The organism is Polaribacter sp. L3A8, from assembly GCF_009796785.1.
GTDB lineage: Bacteria > Bacteroidota > Bacteroidia > Flavobacteriales > Flavobacteriaceae > Polaribacter.
On the sequence record NZ_CP047026.1, the window covers coordinates 1788812 to 1813514 of the forward strand.

Annotated in this window: 22 protein-coding genes; 12 read left to right on the top strand and 10 right to left on the bottom strand. The window is 30.0% G+C overall.

Annotated elements, in window-relative coordinates:
- Position 1 precedes the first annotated feature (1 nt).
- Together GQR92_RS07260 and GQR92_RS07265 are read right to left on the bottom strand one after the other, a co-directional pair.
- A complete protein-coding gene (locus tag GQR92_RS07260; protein ID WP_158838474.1) occupies positions 2–1468 on the bottom strand; it encodes a phytoene desaturase family protein in 1467 nt (488 codons plus the stop codon).
- Between the two features lie 61 nt (positions 1469–1529).
- Positions 1530–2423 (bottom strand): MerR family transcriptional regulator, encoded by an 894-nt coding sequence (locus GQR92_RS07265; protein ID WP_158838475.1) that lies wholly within the window; start codon positions 2421–2423, stop codon positions 1530–1532.
- 119 nt (positions 2424–2542) lie between these two features.
- Between GQR92_RS07265 and GQR92_RS07270 the strand changes: the two genes are divergently transcribed.
- From GQR92_RS07270 to GQR92_RS07280, 3 genes are read left to right on the top strand one after another with little or no spacing between them, the layout of a single operon-like run.
- A complete protein-coding gene (locus tag GQR92_RS07270) occupies positions 2543–3037 on the top strand; it encodes an RNA polymerase sigma factor (RefSeq protein ID WP_158838476.1) in 495 nt (164 codons plus the stop codon).
- Between the two features lie 4 nt (positions 3038–3041).
- Positions 3042–3656, top strand: a complete 615-nt coding sequence (locus GQR92_RS07275; RefSeq protein WP_158838477.1) for a hypothetical protein — start codon at positions 3042–3044, stop codon at positions 3654–3656.
- A gap of 8 nt (positions 3657–3664) precedes the next feature.
- Positions 3665–4150: an alpha-ketoglutarate decarboxylase gene (locus tag GQR92_RS07280; RefSeq protein ID WP_158838478.1), complete on the top strand. Its 486-nt coding sequence runs from the start codon at positions 3665–3667 to the stop codon at positions 4148–4150.
- Here GQR92_RS07280 and GQR92_RS07285 read toward each other — a convergent pair.
- Entirely contained in the window at positions 4147–5166 is a 1020-nt protein-coding gene (locus GQR92_RS07285; protein WP_158842032.1) for a threonine aldolase family protein, read from the bottom strand. The genes GQR92_RS07280 and GQR92_RS07285 overlap by 4 nt on opposite strands.
- A 117-nt stretch (positions 5167–5283) precedes the next feature.
- Here GQR92_RS07285 and prfB point away from each other — a divergent pair, with 117 nt between their 5' ends.
- The 3 genes from prfB (at position 5284) to GQR92_RS07300 (ending at position 9517) form a co-directional block, all read left to right on the top strand.
- Positions 5284–6378, top strand: coding sequence for a peptide chain release factor 2 (gene prfB / locus GQR92_RS07290; RefSeq protein ID WP_158838479.1), 1095 nt, complete (start codon positions 5284–5286; stop codon positions 6376–6378).
- 130 nt (positions 6379–6508) lie between these two features.
- Positions 6509–6850 carry an arsenate reductase (glutaredoxin) gene (gene arsC, locus GQR92_RS07295; protein WP_158838480.1) on the top strand — a complete coding sequence of 114 codons (342 nt, stop codon included), beginning with the start codon at positions 6509–6511 and terminating at the stop codon, positions 6848–6850.
- A gap of 207 nt (positions 6851–7057) precedes the next feature.
- Entirely contained in the window at positions 7058–9517 is a 2460-nt protein-coding gene (locus GQR92_RS07300; RefSeq protein WP_158838481.1) for a TonB-dependent receptor domain-containing protein, read from the top strand.
- 279 nt (positions 9518–9796) lie between these two features.
- Here the strand turns inward: GQR92_RS07300 and GQR92_RS17810 are convergent, their stop codons facing one another.
- Entirely contained in the window at positions 9797–9970 is a 174-nt protein-coding gene (locus GQR92_RS17810) for a hypothetical protein (RefSeq protein ID WP_199269197.1), read from the bottom strand.
- A 159-nt stretch (positions 9971–10129) separates the two neighbouring features.
- Between GQR92_RS17810 and fumC the strand changes: the two genes are divergently transcribed.
- Positions 10130–11527: a class II fumarate hydratase gene (gene fumC / locus GQR92_RS07305; protein WP_158838482.1), complete on the top strand. Its 1398-nt coding sequence runs from the start codon at positions 10130–10132 to the stop codon at positions 11525–11527.
- A gap of 90 nt (positions 11528–11617) precedes the next feature.
- Positions 11618–12091, top strand: coding sequence for a nucleoside deaminase (locus tag GQR92_RS07310; RefSeq protein ID WP_158842034.1), 474 nt, complete (start codon positions 11618–11620; stop codon positions 12089–12091).
- Positions 12092–12131: 40 nt separating this feature from the next.
- Here GQR92_RS07310 and GQR92_RS07315 read toward each other — a convergent pair whose 3' ends face one another.
- The 3 genes from GQR92_RS07315 to GQR92_RS07325 form a co-directional block, all read right to left on the bottom strand.
- The gene (locus GQR92_RS07315) at positions 12132–12644 is read right to left on the bottom strand and encodes a DinB family protein (RefSeq protein ID WP_158838483.1); all 513 of its coding nucleotides are present in this window, start codon (positions 12642–12644) and stop codon (positions 12132–12134) included.
- Positions 12645–12718: 74 nt separating this feature from the next.
- Positions 12719–15190, bottom strand: a complete 2472-nt coding sequence (locus tag GQR92_RS07320) for an exopolysaccharide transport family protein (RefSeq protein WP_158838484.1) — start codon at positions 15188–15190, stop codon at positions 12719–12721.
- Positions 15191–15196: 6 nt separating this feature from the next.
- A complete protein-coding gene (locus tag GQR92_RS07325) occupies positions 15197–15967 on the bottom strand; it encodes a polysaccharide biosynthesis/export family protein (protein WP_158838485.1) in 771 nt (256 codons plus the stop codon).
- Between the two features lie 97 nt (positions 15968–16064).
- On the opposite strand from GQR92_RS07325, the gene GQR92_RS07330 reads away from it, so the two are divergent.
- From GQR92_RS07330 to secA, 4 genes are all read left to right on the top strand, one after another.
- Positions 16065–16832: an O-methyltransferase gene (locus tag GQR92_RS07330; protein WP_368074174.1), complete on the top strand. Its 768-nt coding sequence runs from the start codon at positions 16065–16067 to the stop codon at positions 16830–16832.
- 111 nt (positions 16833–16943) lie between these two features.
- A complete protein-coding gene (locus tag GQR92_RS07335; RefSeq protein ID WP_158838486.1) occupies positions 16944–17516 on the top strand; it encodes a cob(I)yrinic acid a,c-diamide adenosyltransferase in 573 nt (190 codons plus the stop codon).
- Between the two features lie 171 nt (positions 17517–17687).
- The gene (locus tag GQR92_RS07340; protein ID WP_065318236.1) at positions 17688–17909 is read left to right on the top strand and encodes a DUF2795 domain-containing protein; all 222 of its coding nucleotides are present in this window, start codon (positions 17688–17690) and stop codon (positions 17907–17909) included.
- A 141-nt stretch (positions 17910–18050) separates the two neighbouring features.
- Entirely contained in the window at positions 18051–21389 is a 3339-nt protein-coding gene (gene secA, locus GQR92_RS07345; RefSeq protein ID WP_158838487.1) for a preprotein translocase subunit SecA, read from the top strand.
- Between the two features lie 98 nt (positions 21390–21487).
- On the opposite strand, the gene folE is transcribed toward secA, so the two are convergent.
- The 3 genes from folE to GQR92_RS07360 form a co-directional block, all read right to left on the bottom strand.
- Positions 21488–22156 carry a GTP cyclohydrolase I FolE gene (gene folE, locus GQR92_RS07350; protein ID WP_441339141.1) on the bottom strand — a complete coding sequence of 223 codons (669 nt, stop codon included), beginning with the start codon at positions 22154–22156 and terminating at the stop codon, positions 21488–21490.
- 108 nt (positions 22157–22264) lie between these two features.
- Entirely contained in the window at positions 22265–23632 is a 1368-nt protein-coding gene (gene hisS, locus GQR92_RS07355; RefSeq protein ID WP_158838489.1) for a histidine--tRNA ligase, read from the bottom strand.
- 112 nt (positions 23633–23744) lie between these two features.
- Positions 23745–24683 carry a YihY/virulence factor BrkB family protein gene (locus GQR92_RS07360; RefSeq protein WP_158838490.1) on the bottom strand — a complete coding sequence of 313 codons (939 nt, stop codon included), beginning with the start codon at positions 24681–24683 and terminating at the stop codon, positions 23745–23747.
- Positions 24684–24703: the final 20 nt, after the last annotated feature.

Sequence of the window (24703 nt, forward strand, 5' to 3'; positions counted from 1 at the left end):
ATTATTGTTGATTTTTAAAAATTAATTCTGATGCAATTTTACCTGATATTAATGCAGGAGGAACACCAGGCCCCGGAACTGTTAATTGCCCTGTAAAATACAAATTATTTATTTTACTACTTTTTATTTTTGGTCTTAAAAAAGCGGTTTGTAAAAGAGTGTTAGCCATTCCGTATGCATTTCCTTTATACGAATTGTATTCACTTTTAAAATCATTTACACAAAACGATCTACTAAACAATACGTATTTTTTAACCTCTTGGTTTGTTAATTTCTCAAATCTATCTAAAATTTTATGAAAATATTCTTCTCTAAGTGCTGCTGTATCTTCAATTCCAGGTGCTAAAGGAATCAAGAAAAAACCAGCTTCTTTGCCTTCTGGTGCCGAAGTTTTATCTGTAATTGACGTAAAATTTGCATAAAAAAGCGGATCTGTTGGCCATTGTGGATCATCGTAAATTTCTTTGGCGTGTGCATCAAAATCTGTATCAAAAAACAATGTATGATGACTTACGTTTGCTATTTTTTTATCAAAACCAACATAAAATAATAAAGAAGATGGAGCAAATGTTTTTTTACCCCAATACCCTTCAGAGTATTGTCTTACAGATTTATCTAACAAGGTTTCTGTATGATGATAATCTGCACCACTTAAAACCAAATCTGTTTTTATTTCTTTTCCATTAACCAACAAACCTGTTACATTTTTAGAAGTATCGGTTATAATTTTCTCCACATTTGCATTGGTTGTAAATGTAACACCTAAACTTTCTGCTAAAGAAACCATTCCTTTAATTACAGTATACATACCTCCTCTTGGATGCCATGTACCGAGTCCGAAATCTGCATAATTCATAAAATTGTAAAATGCAGGTGTATTGCTTGGTTTTGCTCCTAAAAACAACACAGGGAATTCTAATATTTTAATTAGTTTAGGACTCTTAATATTTTTACGAACTTGGGTTCTTATGGTTGAGAAAAACTGAGTAACTCTTGCAATTGTTGTTGTATTTACTAGTTCTAAAGGTGAAACTCCAGGTTGATACACCAAGTCTTTTATAGCAGTGTCATAATTTGATTTTGCCGAATCTAAAAAGGTTTTTAAATGTTTGGCACTTCCTTTTTCTTCGTTTTCAAAAAGGGCGTAAATTTCTTTTAATTCGCTAGAAATTTTAACGGAAGTATTCTCTCCAAAATAAACTTCGTAACCAGGGTTTAACTTATCTAAAGTATAATAATCGGAAGGTTTTTTATCAAAATCAGCAAAAAAACGTTCAAAAACATCTGGCATCCAATACCAAGACGGACCAAGATCAAAGGTAAAACCGTCTTTTTTATATTGTCTAGCTCTACCTCCTAAAGTATCGTTTTTTTCTAAAACTGTAACTTCATAACCTGCTTTTGCTAAATAGCAAGAAGCCGATAAGGCAGAAAAACCTGAACCAATTATATAAATATTCTTCTTCATTTTTTATTTTGTTTAACAAAAATACAAAATTATTAAACATAAAATTAAAAAAGAATACAATTTACAAGACATTTAACAAATCTAACATAGAGTCATATAATTGAATTCTTTCATTTAATTTAAGATGTTTTACTTTGTTTACTTTATTTCCTGTTGCAATAAATGTATGATTAGTGTCTGCTATTGCAGCATTAACTTCTTTAAAATAGTCTTCAATTTTATCATCATACGGTTTTATGGTTAATGAAGTTATAAAAGAAATTTCATTTTTACTTTCTAAAAAATAGTCTAAATTATTTAATGGCAAACTTTGCCCTAAATAAATGGTGTGAAAACCTCTTAAAACTAATTCGTAATTTAAATATAAAAGACCTAACTCATGAATTTCATTTTCTGGCAAAAACAATACATACGTTTTAGTAGTATTCGAATTATTAAATTGAATTTCCTCTATATTTATTAAAATTTTCTGAGCAATTAAATTAGAAATAAAATGCTCATTAGCAGGCTTTAAAGTTTCTGTTTGCCATAACAAACCAATGTGATTTAAAAAAGGAACAAACACTTCTTTAAAAATTTCTCTAAATGTCTTTTTTTGTAAAAGTTTATTATAAGCACTATTAAACAACTGTTTATCAAACTGAAACATCGCCAATTTAAACGAGTTAAGCGCTTCATCATTTATAGAAGTTGTAAAAGCTAATTCTCTAGATTGCAAAATGAGTTCTTCATCAGACATTTTAGCTATCTTAGAAATCTTAAAATTATGATTATTTAATAAAACAATATTTAAAAGTTTCTGTAAGTTTTCATTAGAGTACAAACGAATATTCGTTTCGGTTCTTTTTGGCTGTAAAAGATTGTACCTTTTTTCCCAAATACGAATCGTATGTGCTTTTATTCCTGAAATATTCTCAAGGTCTTTAATAGTAAAATCTTGTTTAATATTGTTCAATACATTTTATTTTTAGTTCAACAAATTTAAAGAAAAAACAAAGAATAAAATTTATTTTATTAAAAATGTAACAAATGATACTTTTACACTACTAATAGATAACTAACTAGCTTACACAGGTGCAAAAAGATTTAGAAAAAAGTTTTTTAGAGGTCTTTGAAAAAAATCAGAATATAGCTCATAAAATTTGTAGAGTTTATACTACAAATCAAAGTGCACATAATGATTTGTTTCAAGAAATAACCATTCAACTTTGGAAAAACTACCCAAAGTTTAGAGGAGATTCTAAGTTTAGCACTTGGATGTACAGAGTAGCTTTAAACACAGCAATTTCGTTGTATAGAAAATCTACAAGAACGGTTAAAACCCAAGATATAACTGATTTTGCTTATAAAATAAAAGCGACTGATTATGATGATACAGAAGAAATACAATTAAGGTCTTTATACAAAGCAATTCATAAATTAAATGATATTGACAAAGCGCTGATATTCTTATACCTTGAAGACAAACCTTATAAGGAAATCTCTGAAACATTAGGAATATCTTCTGTAAATGCAAGAGTGAAAATGAATAGAGCAAAAGAAAAATTAAAAAACATTTTAAACCCATAATAACATGGATTTATTAGAAAAATATAAAAATACTTGGAAAAATCAACCAGAAGATGACAATAAACTATCTTCTGTTGAAATTTACAAAATGGCACAATCAAGATCATCATCTATTGTAAAATGGATCTTTATAATTGGTATATTAGAATTTGTAGTTTTAAATTCTTTATACTTTTTTATTGACCTGGATGAAGCGTATGCTGAATATGAAAAAATTGGGTTATTAAATTTTGTTTACTACTCTCAAGTTTTAGCGTACTTAATACTGTTCTACTTTTTAGTAATGTTTTATAGAAATTATAAAAATATTTCTGCAATTGACTCCACAAAAAAGTTGATGAAAAAGATTATTAAAACGAGAAAAACAGTAAGAAACTATGTTTTGTTTAACTTAGGCTACTTGACATTAATGATGATAATTGTTACAATCGCTGAAATAAACTTTAAAATAGAAGACATAAATACCAAACAAATATTGCTAATAATTCTTCTAACATTAGTAGTTACATTAGTCATTTTGGGGGTTTTATATTTGTTCTACCAACTACTTTACGGTATTTTATTAAAAAAATTGAATAGAAATTATAAAGAATTGGCTAAATTAGACGAGACTAATTAATTTCTATTATGAAAAAGTATTTCCTTATTTTATTTTTAAGCTGCTCTTTTGCCATGTTTTCTCAAGAAACAAAAGTTGACTTTTGGGATCACGTACAATTTGGTGGTGGTTTAAGTATGAGTTTTGGTTCTCAAACAACCATTGGTGTTTCTCCAAGTGCTATTTATAATTTTGACAATGGTTTTGCTTTAGGTACAGGTTTAACTTATATATATAGTAAGTTTGATGATACTAAAACAAATGTTTATGGAGCTAGTATTATTTCTTTATACCAAATACCAAACATAAATATTCAACTTTCTGGAGAATATGAACATTCTTTTGCGAAGCAAAAATCTAATTTAGGTAGTATAAACACTAATTTTCCTGCTCTATATCTTGGAGTTGCGTATAACAATGGTAGGTTTGCTGTTGGTATAAGATATGATGTTTTGTATGATGACAGAAGCGTTTATTCTTCTGCCATATCACCAATTGTTCGTTTTTATTTTTAGAAGTTTTTCAACTCCTTTAAAAGAATTTCATGCATTTCATCCGTATAATCTAAATGCGTAACTATTCTTATCTTTCCTTGTCCCATTGGAGTTAAGAGTATGTTCTTTTGTGCCATTTTTTTAATAAAAATATCGGCTCCTATTTTTTCATCAACATAAAAAATAACAATATTTGTTTCTATCTGTTCTACTTTTGTAACATAAGAAACAGATTCTAAAACGGCACCTATTTCTTGTGCCTTTTTATGATCTTCTGCCAACCTTTCTACATGGTTGTCTAAGGCATAAATTCCTGCAGCTGCTAAAAAACCAACTTGTCTCATTGCACCTCCAAATAATTTTCTAATTCGTAGAGCTTTTGCAATATGTGCTTTAGACCCCAATAAAACAGAACCAATTGGCGCACCTAATCCTTTAGATAAACAAATAGAAATGGTATCAAATAATGCTCCGTATTGTTTCGGGTTTTCATTTTTAGCCACCATTGCATTAAACAAACGTGCACCGTCTAAATGAAAAGCTAAATTATTTGCTTTAGAAACTTTCTGTAACTTTTCTAATTCAGAAAAATCCCAACAAGCTCCTCCTCCTTTATTTGTGGTGTTTTCTATACAAACTAAACTAGCAAATGGAGTATGAATACCAAACCCTTCTGCAATAGCATCTTGTAATTGTGCTGCTGTAAACATTCCTCTATTTCCATCAATTAACTTACAGGTAACACCAGCATTAAATGCTGCTCCTCCCCCTTCATAATTATACACGTGTGCATATTTATCACAAATTAATTTATCACCGGGTTGTGTATGTAATTTTATGGCTGCCTGATTTGCCATGGTTCCCGATGGAAAAAACAATGCATCTTCCATTCCAAACAATTCTGCCATTTTTTCTTGCAACTCATTAGTTGTTGGATCCATTTTAAAAACATCATCACCAACGTTTGCATTCATCATTGCAGCTAACATTCCTTTTGTTGGCTTGGTTACAGTATCAGAAATTAGGTCTATTATCATCATTTAAGAAATATAAGTTACTATTAGTTAACAAAACTAATAATTTATAAATCTATAAAATAACTATTAGCTTTTAAAACCATAAGTCTTAAAATTTCTTTTATTTTTGTTCAACTTATGATTACACAAGAACAACTAAAAGATATTGCTACAAGAATAGATAAACTAAAATCTTATTTAGAGATTGATAAGAAACTAATTGAAATTGCCAACGAAGAAGAAAAAACTGTAGATCCAGATTTTTGGAATGATCCAAAATCTGCTGAAGTTTTTATGAAAGAATTGCGTTTTAAAAAGAAATGGGTAGAAGATTACAACAAAACCATAACTTTAAATGAAGATGTAAATGTTTTGTACGACTTTTATAAAGAAGGCGAAGTTGATGAAACTGAAGTAATTGAGCAATTTGAAAAAACGAGTACTTTTTTAGAAGACCTAGAGTTTAAAAACATGCTTTCAGAAGAAGGAGATTCCCTCTCTGCAACCATTCAAATTAATGCAGGAGCTGGAGGAACAGAAAGTTGCGATTGGGTAGAAATGTTGTCTAGAATGTACACCATGTGGGCAGAAAAACAAGGCTTTAAACTAAAAACACTCAATTACCAAGCAGGCGATGTTGTAGGTATTAAAACCATTACCATAGAAATTGAAGGAGATTATGCTTTTGGATGGTTAAAAGGAGAAAATGGCGTACACAGATTGGTACGTATTTCACCTTTCGACTCTAACGGAAAACGCCATACAACCTTTGGTTCTGTGTATGTTTTTCCCGTTGCTGATGATTCTATAGAAATTGAAGTAAACCCTGCAGATATAGAAATTGTAACTGCACGTTCTAGTGGTGCAGGTGGGCAAAATGTAAATAAAGTAGAAACAAAAGTTCAGTTAACACACAAACCAACCGGAATTCAGATTTCTTGTTCTAACTCACGTTCACAACACGATAATAGAGCAACTGCAATGAAAATGTTAAAATCTCAATTATATGAAATCGAATTGCAAAAGCAACAAGCTGCAAGAGATGAAATTGAATCTGGAAAATTAAAAAACGAATGGGGAAGTCAAATTAGAAACTACGTAATGCATCCTTATAAATTGGTAAAAGATGTAAGAACCGCTCATGAAACAGGTAATGTAGACAATGTAATGAACGGAGATATAAACCCATTTTTAAAAGCGTATTTAATGCTAAATGGACAAAAAAGTGAGTAATTTTTTTATAAATTAAATAAGAAGCTATTTCCTGCTTTCCATTATATCTTTTTGTAAAAACAAAAAGGATGTCATTTCAATCAGGGCTAAACCTGTTTGCCAACAAATAGCAAAACTAAAAACATTCAGTATGATAAAAATATACCATAACCCACGTTGCTCTAAATCTAGACAAGGTTTAGAGGTTCTAGAAAACTCAAAAAAAGAATTCGAAGTTGTTAAATACCTAGAAGAAATTCCGTCAGAAAAAGAACTTACAGAAATCATTAAATTATTAGGCATCACTCCTATTCAATTAGTTCGTAAAACAGAAAAAATCTGGAAAGAAGAATTTAAAGGAAAAGAATTGTCTGATACTGATATTATCAAAGCAATGATAGAAAACCCTAAATTAATAGAACGCCCAATTGTTATAAATGGTAATAAAGCTGTTATAGGACGACCTACAGAAGCAATTCTTACTGTTATTTAACAAATTTATAGTTCATCATATTTTAAAATCCTGCAAGAATTGTTTATTTCAATCTTGCAGGATTTTTATCTTTAATCGCTTTCAATAAAAAGTATAAGCCTAAAAAATCGGGAATCTCAAAAAAGCTTTTAACGTTTCTTTAACTACATCTAGTTAAACTTAAAAAGAACTTTGCGGTCTTACATTAATAACGCTTCAAAGACTAGAATGAAAAAAATTACGCTCTTATTATTTTGCTTATTAACATCAACCTTTTTATTAGCCCAAAACCCTTCTTTAAAAGAAATTACCATTTCGGGTAAAGTAGTTGATGCGAGTTCAAATCAACCTTTAGAATATGCAACTGTTGTTTTAAAAAACACAAAAACACAAAAAATATCTGGTGGAATTACCGATGAAAAAGGACAGTTTAATGTTAAAACACCTAAAGGGACATATCAAATAAATGTAGAGTTTATTTCATTTAAAACAATCACATTTCCTGCTCAAGAAATTTCTGTAAACAAAAAATTAGGAATCATCAAACTACAAGAAAACGCAAGTAGTTTAGACGAAGTAGTTGTTATTGCAGAAAAATCTACCGTTGATATCCGTTTAGACAAAAAAATATACAATGTTGGTAAAGACATGACCGTTAAAGGTGGTACAGCATCCGATGTTTTAGACAATGTACCCTCTGTAGATGTAGATCCAGAAGGAGTTGTTAGTTTAAGAGGTAGTGAAAACGTACGTATTTTAATTGATGGTAAACCCTCTGCCTTAGTTGGTTTATCTGGTGCAGATGCATTAAAACAACTACCATCAGATGCTATAGAAAGAGTAGAAGTAATTACGTCTCCTTCTGCAAGATACGATTCTGAAGGAACTGCAGGTATTTTAAACATTATTTTAAGAAAAGGGAAAGCATCTGGCTTTAATGGCTCTGTTAATGTTACCGTTGGTGATCCAAAAAACTATCAAACAGCAGTAAACTTAAATTTACGTACAGAAAAAATAAATGTTTTTACTAATTTAGGTTATAGCGACAATAGAAATCCAGGAGTTTATAATTCTGATGTTACATATTTATCTAACGGGGCTATAGACAGCGTTAGAATCGAAAACAGAGACAATGATATAAGCAGAAAAGGCTTTAATGCTAATTTTGGATTAGAGTATTATTTAAACAAAAAAAGTTCTATTACAGGTACCATATTTGTTAGAGATTCTGATGGTAAAAATATTTCTAATAATTACATCAGTTCTTTTGATAATGCCAATACTAACCTGTACAATTCTACACGTATACAAGATGAAGGAGAAACCGATGAAACATTACAATTTTCTTTAAACTACGTGAATAACTTTAATGAAAAAGGACACAAATTAACACTAGATTTACAACACAGTGCCAATAAAGAAAACGAGTCTGCAATTATTACAGATATAAACCCAGAAACAAATGCTACAAACGAACTGTCTATAGATAATTTAGTACAAGCAGATTATGTATTACCAATTGGAGAAAACTCGCAATTTGAAACTGGTTATCGTGGTAGTTTTCAAGATTTAACATCTAATTATTTAGTGGTAGCGCCTAATTTAGCTCCAGAATACAACCCTTCTAATAACTTAGAATTTACGCAAAACGTAAATGCCTTTTACACACAGTTTGGTAGTAAAATAGATAAGTTTTCTTTCTTATTAGGAGTACGTGCAGAAATTACAAACATTGATATTCAATTAAATAATACCAATGAAAATTACAACAAAAAATACACAGACTTTTTTCCGACAGTAAATTTTGGTTACGAATTAACAGAAGAGCAAAGCTTTACGTTAGGATATAGTAAAAGGCTAAGAAGACCAAGCTCTAGATACTTAAACCCTTTTGAAAGCAGAGAAAGTGAAGTTATTTTCTCTAAAGGAAATGTAAACTTAGACCCAACGTATACAAACTCTTTCGACTTAGGTTATTTAAATAGATTTGGTAAAGTAACCTTAAATTCATCTATCTATTACCAGCACTCTACCAACAATATTGAACGTGTTAACAGCCAAGAAACTAGACTTGTAAATGGTAAAAAAACCAATGTTTTAGTAAGACAACCTATCAATTTAGCTTCAGAAGAAAGAGCAGGTTTCGAATTTACAGCAAATTATAACGCAAGCAGAAAAGTCCGTTTTTCTGGTAGTTTTAACTTTTATCAGTTTGAAACAGAAGGAGAATACACTTATAATTTAACAGATTTAAGCACCAACACAGTTACTCCAATTACTCAAAATTTCGACACAAAAAACAACTCATGGTTTACACGTTTCGATGCTAAAATTACACTTCCTTGGGATATTCAGTCTCAAACAAGAATTTTTTACCGAGGCCCTAAAGACGATGCACAAAGTGATGTTAAAGGAATTTTATCTGCCAATTTAGCTTTTAGTAAAGACATCTTAAAAGACAAAGCAACGTTGGTACTTAATGTTAGCGACCTTTTTAACACTAGAAAGTATCAAGTTATTGGCTATGCTCCAAGCAGAGAAAACCCTACAAATATTACAGATCAAACTTTTCAAAGAAGAATGCGTCAAGTATCGTTAAACTTTACGTATAGATTTAACCAGAATAAAAATCAAAAAGAAAGAAAATCTGGAGGAAACAGAGAAGATGATGGCGGAGAAGAATTTTAAATTTATTTTTTGGGCGTTTTAACAGGCTTTCCATTATATCTTTTTTATAAAAATAAAAAAGGATGTCATTTCAATCCCTAACGCAACTATTTGCAAACGTTTGGTAAGTTCTTCCAAATCTCTACAATAGTCTAGCGTTAGGGATTGTAGCATTTGTTTGAGCTCTTTTTTATTTTTCTTAAAAAAAGCGAGTGCGAAAAGCCCGACCCTTGTGGTAACGCACAAAAAAAACTCGTTCAATTAACTGAACGAGTTTTTTAATATATATGTTTTAGAAAACTACTTTCCTTCTGCAGCTCTTTTTGCTTCTTTTTTTAATTTCATGTTTTCCCAAATAGTTCCACCTATCCAATAAGGAACCACAAATGTTAATAAGAATATTAACAACCAGAAACCAGCTGTAAAAATAAACATGAATAAAACCAATCCTGAAAATTCTGAGAAATCTAACATTTGTATCTTTTGTAAAATTATTACTGCAAAAATAATACTTATTTTTAAAAAACCCTCATCAAAAAAATATTTTTTTTAGTTATCTAAAAATGACAATTATCAACTTTAAATAATCATAGTTTTTGTAAATTTGTTGTATCTAAAATATACATCATAATTATGAAATATAGAATTGAAAAAGACACTATGGGAAACGTAGAAGTTCCTGCAGACAAATATTGGGGTGCACAAACAGAACGCTCTAGAAACAATTTTAAGATTGGTGCTGCTGGCTCTATGCCCTTAGAAATTGTTTATGGTTTTGCGTATCTTAAAAAAGCCGCTGCCTACACAAATGAAGAATTAGGTGTTTTAACAACAGAAAAAAGAGATTTAATTGCAAAAGTTTGTGATGAAATTTTAGAAGGTAAATTAGACGATCAGTTTCCTTTAGTAATTTGGCAAACAGGTTCTGGTACACAATCTAACATGAATGTAAACGAAGTAATTGCTAACAGAGCGCAAGAAATTGCAGGAGGGGTAATTGGTGAAGGAGAAAAAGTGATTCAACCAAATGATGATGTAAACAAATCGCAATCATCTAACGATACATTTCCAACAGGGATGCACATTGCTGCTTACAAGAAAATTGTAGAAACTACCATTCCTGGAATTACACAATTAAGAGATACTTTAAAAGCAAAATCTGAAGCTTTTGCAGCTGTAGTAAAAATTGGTAGAACGCATTTAATGGATGCTACTCCACTTACTTTGGGGCAAGAATTTTCTGGTTACGTTGCACAATTAAACTTCGGTTTAAAAGCTTTAAACAATACACTAGCGCATTTAGCTCAATTAGCTTTAGGAGGAACAGCTGTAGGTACAGGATTAAATACTCCTGCTGGTTATGATGTTTTAGTTGCAAAATACATTGCAGATTTTACAGAATTGCCATTTATTACTGCAGAAAATAAATTTGAAGCTTTAGCAGCACATGATGCTTTTGTAGAAACTCATGGTGCTTTAAAGCAAATTGCAGTTTCTTTAAATAAAATTGCAAATGATGTTAGAATGATGGCTTCTGGACCAAGATCTGGTATTGGAGAAATTATTATTCCTGCAAACGAGCCAGGTTCTTCTATTATGCCAGGTAAAGTAAACCCAACACAATGTGAAGCGATGACAATGGTTTGTGCCCAAGTTATAGGTAATGATGTTGCTGTTACATTTGGTGGAGCCCAAGGACATTATGAATTAAATGTATTTAAACCAGTAATGGCTTCTAACGTTTTACAGTCTGCTCAATTAATTGGAGATGTTTGTAAATCTTTTGATGAAAACTGTGCTGCTGGTATAGAACCAAACCATGCAAGAATAACAGAGCTAGTTAACAACTCTTTAATGTTAGTTACTGCATTAAATACAAAGATTGGTTATTATAAATCTGCAGAAATTGCAAATACGGCGCATGCAAACGGAACTACTTTAAAAGAAGAAGCGGTACGTTTAGGTTATGTAACTCCAGAACAATATGACGAATGGGTAAAACCAGAAGAAATGATTGGAGCATTAAAATAAAAATTATTATTTTTATAAACTATAAAGCTGCATACATTATGCAGCTTTTTTGGGCTTAAAGAATTAAAATCATAATAACAGAAAATGAAGATGAATACACACGAAGAATTTATGAGTGAGGCTGTAAAAGCAGCTTTAAAGGGAATGAATAATAATGAAGGTGGCCCTTTTGGTTGTATTGTTGTAAAAGACGGAGAAATAATTGGCCACGGAAATAACAAAGTAACTTCTACAAACGACCCAACTGCGCATGCAGAAGTTACTGCAATTAGAGATGCTTGTAAAAATATTGGTTCTTTTCAGCTAGATGGTTGTATTATTTATACTTCTTGCGAGCCTTGCCCTATGTGTTTAGGGGCTATTTATTGGGCTAGACCAGACAAAGTTTTTTACGGAAGTAACCAACAAGATGCTGCAAATATTGGTTTTGATGATGAATTTATCTATAAAGAAATTCCATTACCATATGAGAAAAGAAGTATTCCTTTTGAGCAAATAGGAAGAGAAATTGCACTAGAACCATTTAACAAATGGTCAGAAAAACAAGATAAAACAGAATATTAAATTCATAAAAAAACCGAAGTTTTAACTTCGGTTTTTTTAATTATAAATATCTTTCTTTTACAACATTTAAATGATGTATCTGATGACCAGAAAACAAATACCCTAAAGCTCTTACAGACATTTTATTTTCTGATGCCACTCCTACTCTTAACAAAACATCATCAGAAAAACTTTTGTATAATTGAATGGTAGATTTTCTTAAAGTTGCCATTTCATCTAATAATTCTTCATAATCTCTGTCATTGGCAGTATCGTTATTCACAAATAAATCTTGATCAAAACCGGGTAAAGACGTTGTATCATTTCTAGCAAAGCACAAAGCTCTGTAGCTAAATATACGTTCTGTATCAATAATATGCTGAATCAATTCTTTCAATGTCCATTTACCTTCTGCATACGCAAAATTTTGTTTTTCTTTTGGAAGCTTTCTTAACAAGCTTTCAAAGTCATTTTGAGAGTTTATAAGACATTCGATAATTGATTTTGTATCAACAGCTATTAACTTCATATAATCACTAAAATAGGCAGCGTATTCTTCTTGTGGAATCTTCATAATATTATAGTGTTCTATTATTTTTTGTAATTCGGACTAAAATAAAAAAGCATCGTTAACACGATGCTTTTTTATTAACTATTTCTTTTAAATAAACTTGAGATTCTTGAGAAGATACCTTTTGCTTCTTCATTTTCATGATAACCGTTTCCGTATTTCCCATAACCATAGCCGTAACCATAACCGTAGCCATAACCGTAGCCGTAGCCATATTTATTTTCAATAGAAAAATCGTTAAGCACATAACTAATGTTACTAACTTCTTTATTTTTATACTTATCATCTATCATTCTCATCATTCCTTTTTCTGAATAATTCTGACGAATCACATAGATAATTGCATCACCATATTTAAACAACTCTAAAGCGTCAGAAACTAAACCAACAGGAGGTGTATCAATAATAACATAATCATATCTTTCTTGAAGACTCTTAATCATCTTATCTGCCGTTTCATTTAACAACAACTCAGAAGGATTTGGAGGTATTGGCCCAGATAAAATAAGATCTAAATTTGGTACTTTGGTATTAATTATAATTTCATCTAATGTTTTTTGATTGATTAAGTGATTTACAACACCAATATCATTTGTTAAATCAAAATCATCATAAATTTTAGGTTTCCTTAAATCTAAACCAACTAATACCGTTTTCTTACCACTTAAAGCAAAAACAGTTGCCATGTTTATAGAAACCATTGTTTTCCCTTCTCCACTCACAGACGAAGTTAAAATTAAAGTTTTTGACTTGTTATTTTCTACATTTTTAAACAAGAATTGAATATTAGACCTAAGCGCTCTAAAAGATTCTGCTACAGATGATTTAGGCTTGTTAAAAACAGCTAAATTATTGTTATCATGATTTTTACCAACAACACCTAAAACAGGAATTGCATAATTATTTTGAATTTCTTCTGCTGTGTGAATTTTATTATCTAAAACCTCCTTAGTTATTATGTAAAATAAAGGAAAAACAATCCCCAACATTAAACCTACTAAATAATTAAAACTAGGTATTGGGTATACAGGACCATTTCCTAAATCTTTAGCCGTATCTATAATTTTAACATCAGATACATTTGCAGCAATTGCAGAACCTGCTTCGTAACTTTTTTGCTTCAAATAATTATAATTTGCTTCAGAAATTTGATAGTTTTTTTCGAACTTTAATAAAACTTGTTCTGTTTTAGGTAATTTTTTAAGTTGACTCTTATAAGTATATAATTCAGCATTTAATTTGTTTATTTTATTCTGATTAACAACTTTTAAAGTAGATATGTTTTCTAACAAATTAGTTTTAGAAATATTAATGTCATTACTCAACTTTATAACCTCTGGATGGTTATCTGTTACAGAACCTCTTAATTTTTCTCTTAAGCTAGATAGTTGAATGAGCGTAGAAATTTCTCCAGAAATCTTACTATCCTGAACAGCTATTAAAGCTGGAACAGGAATATTTTCCCCATAAGTATCGTGAGAAAGTATATAACTTCTTAAATTATTAAGATAGTCATTAAATTCTAAAATATTTTTTTTGTCTTGTTCTATTGTAATTGTTTCATTAAAAACTAGACTCCCCTCAGCAGAAAGGTTATAAATATCATTTCTCTCTTTATAGAGCCCCATTTCCTTTTCAATTGTCCGTAAACTATCTTCTAATTTGGTAAATAAAAGCTCTATATATTTCTTCGTCTTTTTAGCATACAGAATTTTTTGTTCTTGTTTGTCTTCATCAAGAATTACAACAGTTGCATTTAAATAATCTACAATCCTATTTTTATTTGTACCTCCTTTAGATAACCTAAGCATAGAGGCTCCATTTGCAATACCTGCTACACCAATAGACCTATTACCTCCTACAGTACCATCAAAACTTACAAATTGAATATAAAATTTTTCTCCAACATTAAATTTTTTTGTTTTTTGCAATGAAAAATTTAAAAACTCAGTATTTATCTGTTCATCTATTTTATACTCTTTAGAAAAAAGAGGAGAAGAAAAGTTGTGAACACTTGTTGTATTTGTATCATAGGTAATTAAAGCATTTGAAGTACTCTCTTTAAGGTCAAAAGATAATTTATAAGTATCTTCACCTGTAATTTCTACTTGTATAAGTTGTCCATATAATTGAGGTTTACTAGTATCTAAATCTACCACAAACGGAGTGTAACCATAAACATCTTCTAACCGATATCTACCTTCTTTTAAATAATTTATAAAGAAATTTAATTTTTTAACAACCTTTTCATTATGTGTTCTAGAAGTTAAAACTACTTTTATAGTTTCTACTGCATCACTTGCTCCTCCCCAATTAAAAGCAATATTTGTTCCTGTAGAAAACAATGGATTATTCTCTTCTTTTACAGAGATTACGGTATTTAGATTATAAATTTTTGTTTTATAATCATTCATAAATTTAGCTACAATCAATGCTATAATGATAGTTACAAAAAAAAGTTTCCAATAAGATAAAACTTTAAAAAGATAACCTTTAACATCTACATTAGCTTGAATACTATTAGTATTAATTTTATTTAAATTATCCATAAATATCTATAGGTTTCTTGCTAAAATAAATGTAGTACTAATCAATGTAAATAATGAAACTATTGTTGTAAGAGCACCTAAACCAGTAGTACCAGTACCCCATGTTTTCTGTTTTAATGGAATGATATTAATGATATCATTTGGTTTAATATAAAACACTTCTGATTCGAAAGCACTTATTTTTGTTAAATCAATTTCAAATTTTTCTGTTCCAGTAATTGAATTTCTAATAATTTCAACTTTTTTTCTATTACCAACCGCAGTTATATCTCCTGAGTTAGAAATTGCATCTATAATAGAGAGCTTATTTTGAAAAATAGTTTTAGGCCCTGGACTACCAATTTCTCCTATAATTGTATATTTAATACCAGATAATTTTACAGAAACAAAAATTTCTTCTTGAGTTTTAATGTATTTTTTTAATTCATTTTCAATCTTTTTCCGAACCTCTAGTTCTGTATATCCTAGAACATTAATTTCCCCTAAAGTAGGCATTCTAATATTTCCATAACTATCTATACTATATCCAGAAAAGTACCCGTCTCCTCCCCCAGTAGCTCCTACAGACTGTTTTTTAAAAACAGAAACAAGAGATTCTTCATTAGATTTAATATCAATATTTAAGATATCATCAACTTGTAATTTATAAGGTATATTATTTATTCTTTTAATTTCCTTTCTAGCAATTGGTTCTCCTTGTAAGTAAATAATATCTTTACTTGGTATGCACGAAAAAAAGAAAGAAATTGATAGTAGTAATAGAAGGTGTTTTTTCATTGTAATTTTAATCATAAATAGTGACAAATATACTTTTTAAAAGTGATTTACTATAATTTTATTTTACTTTCGTTTTTTTATATAAAAAATTAAACATTTGATAACAGAATACTTAAAATTTCTTGCAAAATCGTCCAATCAACATGGAGTGCACTCTCCTTTTGTGTATGATTTAATAACCAAATGTTTTTACAAAAAAACAGACACCGCTTTCATTAAATTATTTTCTGAAACGAAGCAACAATTATTAGACAACAAAACCCACATAAAAGTCACAGATTTTGGTGCAGGATCTAAAATTTTTAAAAATAATGATCGTCAAGTTTCTAAAATTGCTAAAATAGCTGGTTTATCAAACAAAAAAGCAAAGTTATTAATCCGTTTAATTCAATATTTTAAACCTAAAACCGTTTTAGAAATTGGTACATCTTTAGGTTTAGGTACATCTGCAATTAAAATAGGAAACAAAGAATCTAAGATTACAACATTAGAAGGTTGTCCTGAAACAAGTAATGTTGCTAATCAGTTATTTTCTACAAATAATTATAAAGACATAAGTGTAATTACAGGAGATTTTAAAGAAACGTTACCCTTAGCAATTGAAAATCAAAAATTAGATTGTATCTATTTTGACGGAAATCACACAAAAAAAGACACTTTACATTATTTTGAAACTTGTTTAAGTACCATAAATAATAATTCAATTTGGGTTTTTGATGATATTTATTGGAGTGAAGAAATGAAAGAAGCATGGACCCAAATTAAAAACCATAGCAAAGTTACAGTTACAGTAGATGTTTTTTACTGGGGAATTGTTTTCTTTAGAAAAGAACAGGAAAAAGAACATTTTAAAATAAGAATATAAAAGATTCTTTATATCTTTTTTTACACAACTGTTAAATCGTGTTAATTATAAATGCTACAGCTCACAAACTTTGTAACTTTGTTACTATAAAAAATTTGCAACACAATTAAAATGAAAATATATACAAAAACTGGTGATGCAGGCACAACTGCCCTTTTTGGAGGAACTAGAGTAAAAAAATACAATTTACGAATAGAGAGTTACGGAGATATAGATGAACTTAATTCTTACATTGGTTTAATAAAAGATCAAGATATAAGTTTATCAATTAAAGAGACTTTATTAAAAATTCAAAATGAGTTATTTACTCTGGGAGCAATGTTGGCTACTCCACCTGAGAAAGAAACGTTAAAAAACGGAAAAGAAAGGCTTAATATTCCTAAAATAGACGAAGCTTCTATTCTTTTTTTAGAAGAAGAAATAGATAAAATGGATTTAGAGCTTCCTCAAATGACCCATTTTATTCTTCCAGGAGGACATCAATCTGTGTCATTTTGTCATATAGCAAGGTGTATTTGTAGGAGAGCAGAACGTTTAGCTGTAGCATTAAATGACGAGGAAAATATTAATGATGACATACTAAAATACTTAAACCGCCTTTCTGACTACCTTTTTACGTTGGCACGAAAGTTGTCTAAAGACTTATCAGTAGCCGAAATTAAATGGATTCCTGAAAAAAAATAAATACGTTCTTTTTTTTATCGACAAGAAGAAATTTTATATTTTATTTACCCCTTAAAACATTCGTTTTAAGTTATTAACAAAATAATAAAACAACTTCTCTATATATTTCTTAAAAAAGACTTGTATAATTCAGTAAAAAAATTATTTTTGCACAAAATTAAACATTAAGAAATGTATTGGACATTAGAATTAGCATCTTATTTAGCAGATGCGCCTTGGCCAGCAACCAAAGACGAATTAATAGATTACGCTATTAGAACCGGATCTCCTTTAGAAGTAGTAGAAAACCTACAAGACATAGAAGATGAAGGTGACGCGTATGATTCAATTGTTGAAATTTGGCCAGATTACCCAACCGAAGATGATTATCTTTGGAACGAGGATGAATACTAAACATAATAATAAAATTTAAAAAGTCTCTAAAGAGGCTTTTTTTTTGTTTTCTCCTAATCTAGAAAACTATTTTTAAAGGTTTAAAAAAACCGAATACGGAACTATAATGTAGTTATTAATTTAACTAAAAATAACATAATAATGAATATTTTAAATTCAGTAATCAAACTTTTTGTTGGTGATAAACAAGAAAAAGATTTAAAAATTTTACAACCAATTGTTGAAGATGTCAAAAAATTCGAAATAGAGTTCTCTAAACTTTCTAATGATGATTTAAGGGCAAAAACTATAGAATTTAAAGAGCGAATAAAATCAGCTACCAAAGAATTTGATGATAAAATTACTGAATTAGAAAAAGAAGCTAAAACAGCAAATATAGACCGTCAAGAAGATATTTATACACAAATAGATACTTTAAAAGATGATGCTTATAAAGTTTCTGAAGAGACTTTGGTTCAGATAATGCCAGAAGCTTTTGCAATAGTTAAAGAAACAGCAAAACGTTTCGTAGAAAATAAAGAAATAGAAGTAACTGCAACTCCTTTTGATAGAGAATTATCTGCAGAAAGAGATAATGTAACTTTAGATAATGACAAAGCAATTTGGGCTAATTCTTGGGATGCAGCGGGTAAACCTGTTACTTGGGACATGGTTCATTACGATGTTCAATTAATTGGTGGCTCTGTTTTACATCAAGGTAAAATTGCAGAAATGATGACAGGAGAAGGAAAAACTTTAGTTTCTACCTTACCAGTATATTTAAATGCATTAACAGGAAATGGAGTTCATTTAGTTACTGTAAATGATTATTTAGCAAAACGTGATAAAGCGTGGATGGCACCTATTTTTGAGTTTCATGGTTTTACAACAGATTGTATAGATTACCATCAACCAAATTCTGATGCACGTAGAAAAGCTTACAACGCAGACATTACATACGGTACAAATAACGAATTTGGTTTCGATTATTTACGTGATAATATGGCTAGCTCTAAAGATGATTTAGTGCAACGTGCACCAAATTATGCTATTATTGATGAAGTAGATTCTGTTTTAATTGATGACGCTAGAACTCCGTTAATTATTTCTGGACCAGTACCACAAGGAGACAGACATGAATTTAACGATTTAAAACCTTTAGTTTCTGATTTAGTTACTTTACAAAAACAACATTTAGTAGGTGTATTTGCAGAAGCAAAAAAATTAATTGCAGAAGGAAACGATAAGGATGGTGGATTTTTATTATTAAGAGTGTACAGAGGTTTGCCTAAAAACAAAGCCTTAATAAAGTTTTTATCACAAGAAGGTAATAAACAAATCTTGCAGAAAACAGAAAACTATTATATGCAAGATAACAACAAATTAATGCCACAAGTAGATGAAGATCTATGGTTTGTTGTTGAAGAAAAAAATAATCAAATTGATTTAACAGATAAAGGGATTGCAGATTTATCAAAGAAAACAGATAATGATAACTTTTTTGTACTACCCGATATTGGTGTAAAAATTGGTGAGATTGACAATTCTGACATCAGCAAGGAAGAAAAAATCACTCAAAAAGAAGAGTTATACAAAGACTTTAGCATAAAAAGTGAGCGTATCCATACCATGAATCAACTTTTAAAAGCATACACTGTTTTTGAAAAAGATGTAGAGTATGTTGTAATGGAAAATAAAGTAATGATTGTTGATGAACAAACAGGTCGTATTATGGACGGTCGTCGTTATTCAGACGGATTACACCAAGCAATTGAAGCAAAAGAAAATGTAAAAATAGAAGATGCTACGCAAACATTTGCTACGGTAACTTTACAGAATTACTTTAGAATGTACAGAAAACTGTCTGGTATGACAGGTACTGCAATTACAGAAGCTGGTGAGTTATGGGAAATCTACAAATTAGATGTTGTAGAAATCCCTACAAACAAACCAATTCAAAGAGATGATAAAGAAGATTTAATTTACAAAACTGCACGTGAAAAATACAATGCAGTAATAGAAGATATTGTAAAGTTAGTTGAACAAAATAGACCTGTTTTAGTAGGTACAACTTCTGTAGAAATCTCAGAATTATTAGGTCGAATGTTACAAATGCGTAAAATTCCTCATAATATTTTAAATGCAAAATTACACAAACGAGAAGCAGACGTAGTTGCAGAAGCAGGTAAACCTGGTGTAGTTACAATTGCAACAAACATGGCAGGGCGTGGTACAGATATTAAATTAACCAAAGAAGTAAAAGGCGCTGGTGGTTTAGCTATTATTGGTACAGAAAGACATGACTCTAGACGTGTAGACAGACAATTACGTGGACGTGCAGGTAGACAAGGTGATGTTGGGTCAACTCAATTTTATGTTGCTTTAGATGACAATTTAATGCGTCTTTTTGGTTCTGATAGAATTGCAAAAATGATGGATAGAATGGGCTTAAAAGAAGGTGAAGTAATTCAGCATTCTATGATTAGCAAATCTATTGAAAGAGCACAAAAGAAAGTAGAAGAAAACAACTTCGGTATTCGTAAACGATTATTAGAGTATGATGATATCATGAATGCTCAACGTGAGTTTGTATACCAAAGAAGACGTCATGCATTAGATGGTAAACGTTTGCAAGTAGATATTGCAAATATGATTTTTGACACTTGTGAGTCTATTATTAATACAAATAAAGCGGCCAAAGATTTTCATAATTTCGAATTTGAATTGATCAAATTCTCTTCAATGACATCTCCTTTTTCAAAAGATGAGTTTGAGAAACTTTCCGAAAGTGAATTAGCAGATAAATTATACGATATTGTAACTGAACATTACAAAAACAAAATTGAAAGAAATGCCGTTTTAGCATTTCCTGTAATTAAAGATGTTTTTGAAAACGAAGGTGATAGATACGAGCGTATTGTAGTTCCTTTTACAGATGGCACAAAATCTTTACAAGTTGTAACCAACTTAAAAGAAGCTTATGATAGTGAAGGAAAAAGCTTAATTACAGATTTCGAAAAAAACATCACTTTAGCAATTATTGATGAAAACTGGAAAGATCATTTACGTAAAATGGATGATTTAAAACAATCTGTTCAGAATGCGTCTTATGAGCAAAAAGATCCTTTATTAATCTATAAGTTTGAAGCTTTTGAATTATTTAAAACAACCGTTGATGAAATAAACAAAGAAGTATTGTCTTTCTTGTTTAAAGGCGAGTTGCCTGAGCAAGACAGAAATCAAATATCTGAAGCTCGTCAACAAAAAAGAGTAAGTTTAAATACTTCTAAAGCAGATGTTCAAAATTCTACAGAACAAGCCATAGAAAATTCTAAACCACAACAATCTGAACCTATTGAAACAATAACTCGTGATCAACCTAAAATTGGTAGAAACGAGCATGTTACCATTAAAAACGTAATCAGTGGAGAAGAAAAAGGTGTAAAATATAAACAGGCTATTCCTTTAATAGCAAAAGGAGAATGGGTGTTGGTAAATTAGAATACCAAAACACACATAATGCACATATTAAAAAAAACCGTTTAGAAATTCTAAACGGTTTTTTTTATTTTAAGTTTTTAAATTTAGAAAAACGGAATCTACTCAAATTTTGTCCCCATTTTAAGATAGTCTAAAAACTCTCTTTTAGTTTCTTTTTCTTTAAATTTACCACCAAATTCTGCAGTAACTGTAGAACTTTCTATATCTTTAATTCCTCTAGAATTTACACACAAATGTTTTGCATCAATAACACAAGCTACATCTTCTACACCTAAAGCTTCTTGCATTGCTTGTACAATTTGCATGGTTAAACGTTCTTGAACCTGAGGTCTTTTAGAAAAATATTCTACAATTCTGTTCATTTTAGAGAGCCCAATCACCTTCCCATCAGAAATATAAGCAACGTGTGCTCTACCAATAATTGGCAATAAATGATGTTCGCAAGTAGAATATACAACGATATTTCGCTCTACCAACATTTCACCATAATTGTAATTATTGTCAAACGTAGATGCTTTAGGCATATTTTTAGGATCTAATCCCATAAATATCTCATTTACAAAAGATTTAGCAACTCTTTTTGGAGTTCCTTGTAAACTATCATCTGTTAAATCCATTCCTAAAGTGATTAAAATATCTTTTACACTTTCTTGGATTCTTTCAATTTTTTCTTCGTCAGAAATATCAAAAGCATCTGCTCTTAATGGAGTTTTGGCTGATGTACCAACATGATCCTCTCCTATTTCTTCTATTCTTTCGTCATTCATTTTGCTGCTTAATTCAAACATTTCATTCTTTATTAAAGTGCAAATTTACGTGTTTGCAACGTATTATTTTAATTTACGAATCAATAAAAATTATAAAACTATAATTTATTACGCTTTTAGCTTAGTAATCAAATCTATTAGAGTACAATCTGTTTGTTCTCCAGAAATCATATTTTTTAACGTAAAAGCATCATTTTCTACGTTAGACACTACAAATTCTATTTCTCTAGAAGTTACGTATTTCCATTGTCGTTTTTGCGCCTTATTACTTTCTCCTAAATCAGGATAAAATTCTGATTTTATACCATTATCTCTCAAAACTTTAATTGCTTTCATTTTTGCAACCTCTGTAGAGGTTTCAAAATTTAAGAAAATTACTTTTGGTTTTGGCAAATCAACAGCTTTAAACAGGCCTAATTCTTCTAAAACTAAATAAATTCTATCCAATCCGAATGACACTCCAACCCCAGAAACATCTTTTAATCCAAAGATACCTGTTAAGTCATCATATCTTCCACCACCTCCAATAGACCCCATCTTTACACCTTCTGGAGCCGCAACTTCAAAAATTGCACCTGTGTAATAATTTAATCCTCTTGCTAAAGTTACATCTACTTCTAAAGCAGCTGTTTCTAAACCTAATTGTTCAATAGAATTAATTACAAAACGCAACTCTTCTACTCCACTTGTTCCTTCATCTGAAGTTGATAACATGCTTTCTAAAGAAGCTAACTTATCTAAATTAGAACCCGTAAAATCGAACAAAGGTTCTACTTTTTCTATGGCATCTTCTGTAATTCCTTTAGACAACATTTCTTTAACAACACCGTCTTTACCTATTTTATCTAACTTATCTAAAGCTACTGTAAAATCGATTAATTTATCTTGTGCTCCTATAACTTCTGCAATTCCAGAAAGTATTTTTCTATTATTAATTTTAATCGTTGTTCCTGCTAAATCTAACTTTGTAAAAACGGTATCATACAACTGAATAAACTCTACTTCTTGCCATAAAGATTTACTTCCAACAACATCTGCATCACATTGAAAAAACTCTCTAAAACGTCCTTTTTGTGGTCTATCTGCTCTCCAAACTGGTTGTACTTGATATCTTTTAAAAGGAAATGTAATTTCATTTTGATGTTGTACAACGTAACGTGCAAAAGGCACTGTTAAATCGTAACGCAACGCTTTTTCTGATATTTGAGTTGTAACTTTTAAACTGTTTTTTTCTGATAAAAGTGTAGCATCTGCTTTCTTTAAAAAATCACCAGAATTTAAAATCTTAAAAATTAAACGATCTCCTTCTTCTCCATATTTACCCATTAAGGTAGATGAATTTTCAAAACTTGGAGTTTCAATAGGTTGAAATCCAAATGTTTCAAAACTAGTTTTAATCGTATTCATGATATAGGTACGATTTGCTACTTCTGTTGGCGAAAAATCTCTGGTTCCTTTTGGTATGCTTGGTTTCATATAAATCAGTTATCAATGTTCATTTATCACTTATCAATAAACCAGATCACTGATAATTGTTAAATGATAATCGCTTTTAGCGAGCGCAAATATCGTGAAAAACTTAGAAATGTTATAAAATAGAATCAATTTTATTTCTGAATCTTAAAGCGTAAATAGCAGCATTTAACTCAAATCCTAACAATAAGATAATTGCATTTAACCACACAAACAACATCAATATTAAAAGCGTACCAATAGAACCATATAATTGATTGTATTGTGCAAATTTTACTACATAAATACCGAATAAATAAAACGTACATAAAGACACAACTGTAGTTAAAATTGCACCTGCAGAAAAGAATTTTGTTTCTTTACCTTGCTTTGTACCATACCTAAAAAGCAAAGAAACAATAGTAAAAATCATTACTAAGAAAACGGCGTTTTTACCCAAAAGAAAAAGATCTAAATCACCCGTATCTAACCAACCTGTTTCGTCTATTTTAGACAGTGCTACTTGATATAAAATTAGAGTGGTAATGGTAACAATTAAAAAGAATGACATTAATAGAGAAACTCCCAGTGAAATGAAATAAGCTCTAAAAACATTTCTAACATCGGTTATATGATATGAATGTTCAAAACCACCAAAAATAGCATTTACCCCATTTGTCATTAAAAAGATAGACAGTAAAAAACCAAAAGAAAGCAAACCTCCATATTGGTTATTTATAATATCCTTTAACACAACATCTACAGCCTCAAATGTTTGTGGTGGTAAAATTTCTTTTATAAATGAAAATAACCCTTCTTGAAAACCTTCTATTGGAATGTATGGAATTAATGTAAGAATAAATAGCATAAAAGGAAAAACTGCCATAAAAAAGCTGAATGCAATTCCGCCTGCTCTCGTGGTTAAAGCCCCTTTTACAATACCAATAATGTACATTTCTATAACATCATACAAAGACATCCCCTCTAAACCCGGAACTTTTATTTTCTTCCCAAACTTTACCAAGAGATTTACAATTGGTATTTTTTCGAGTTTGTCTTCTATTTCTTTTGTCATTAATTTAGTTTCAAAGGAAC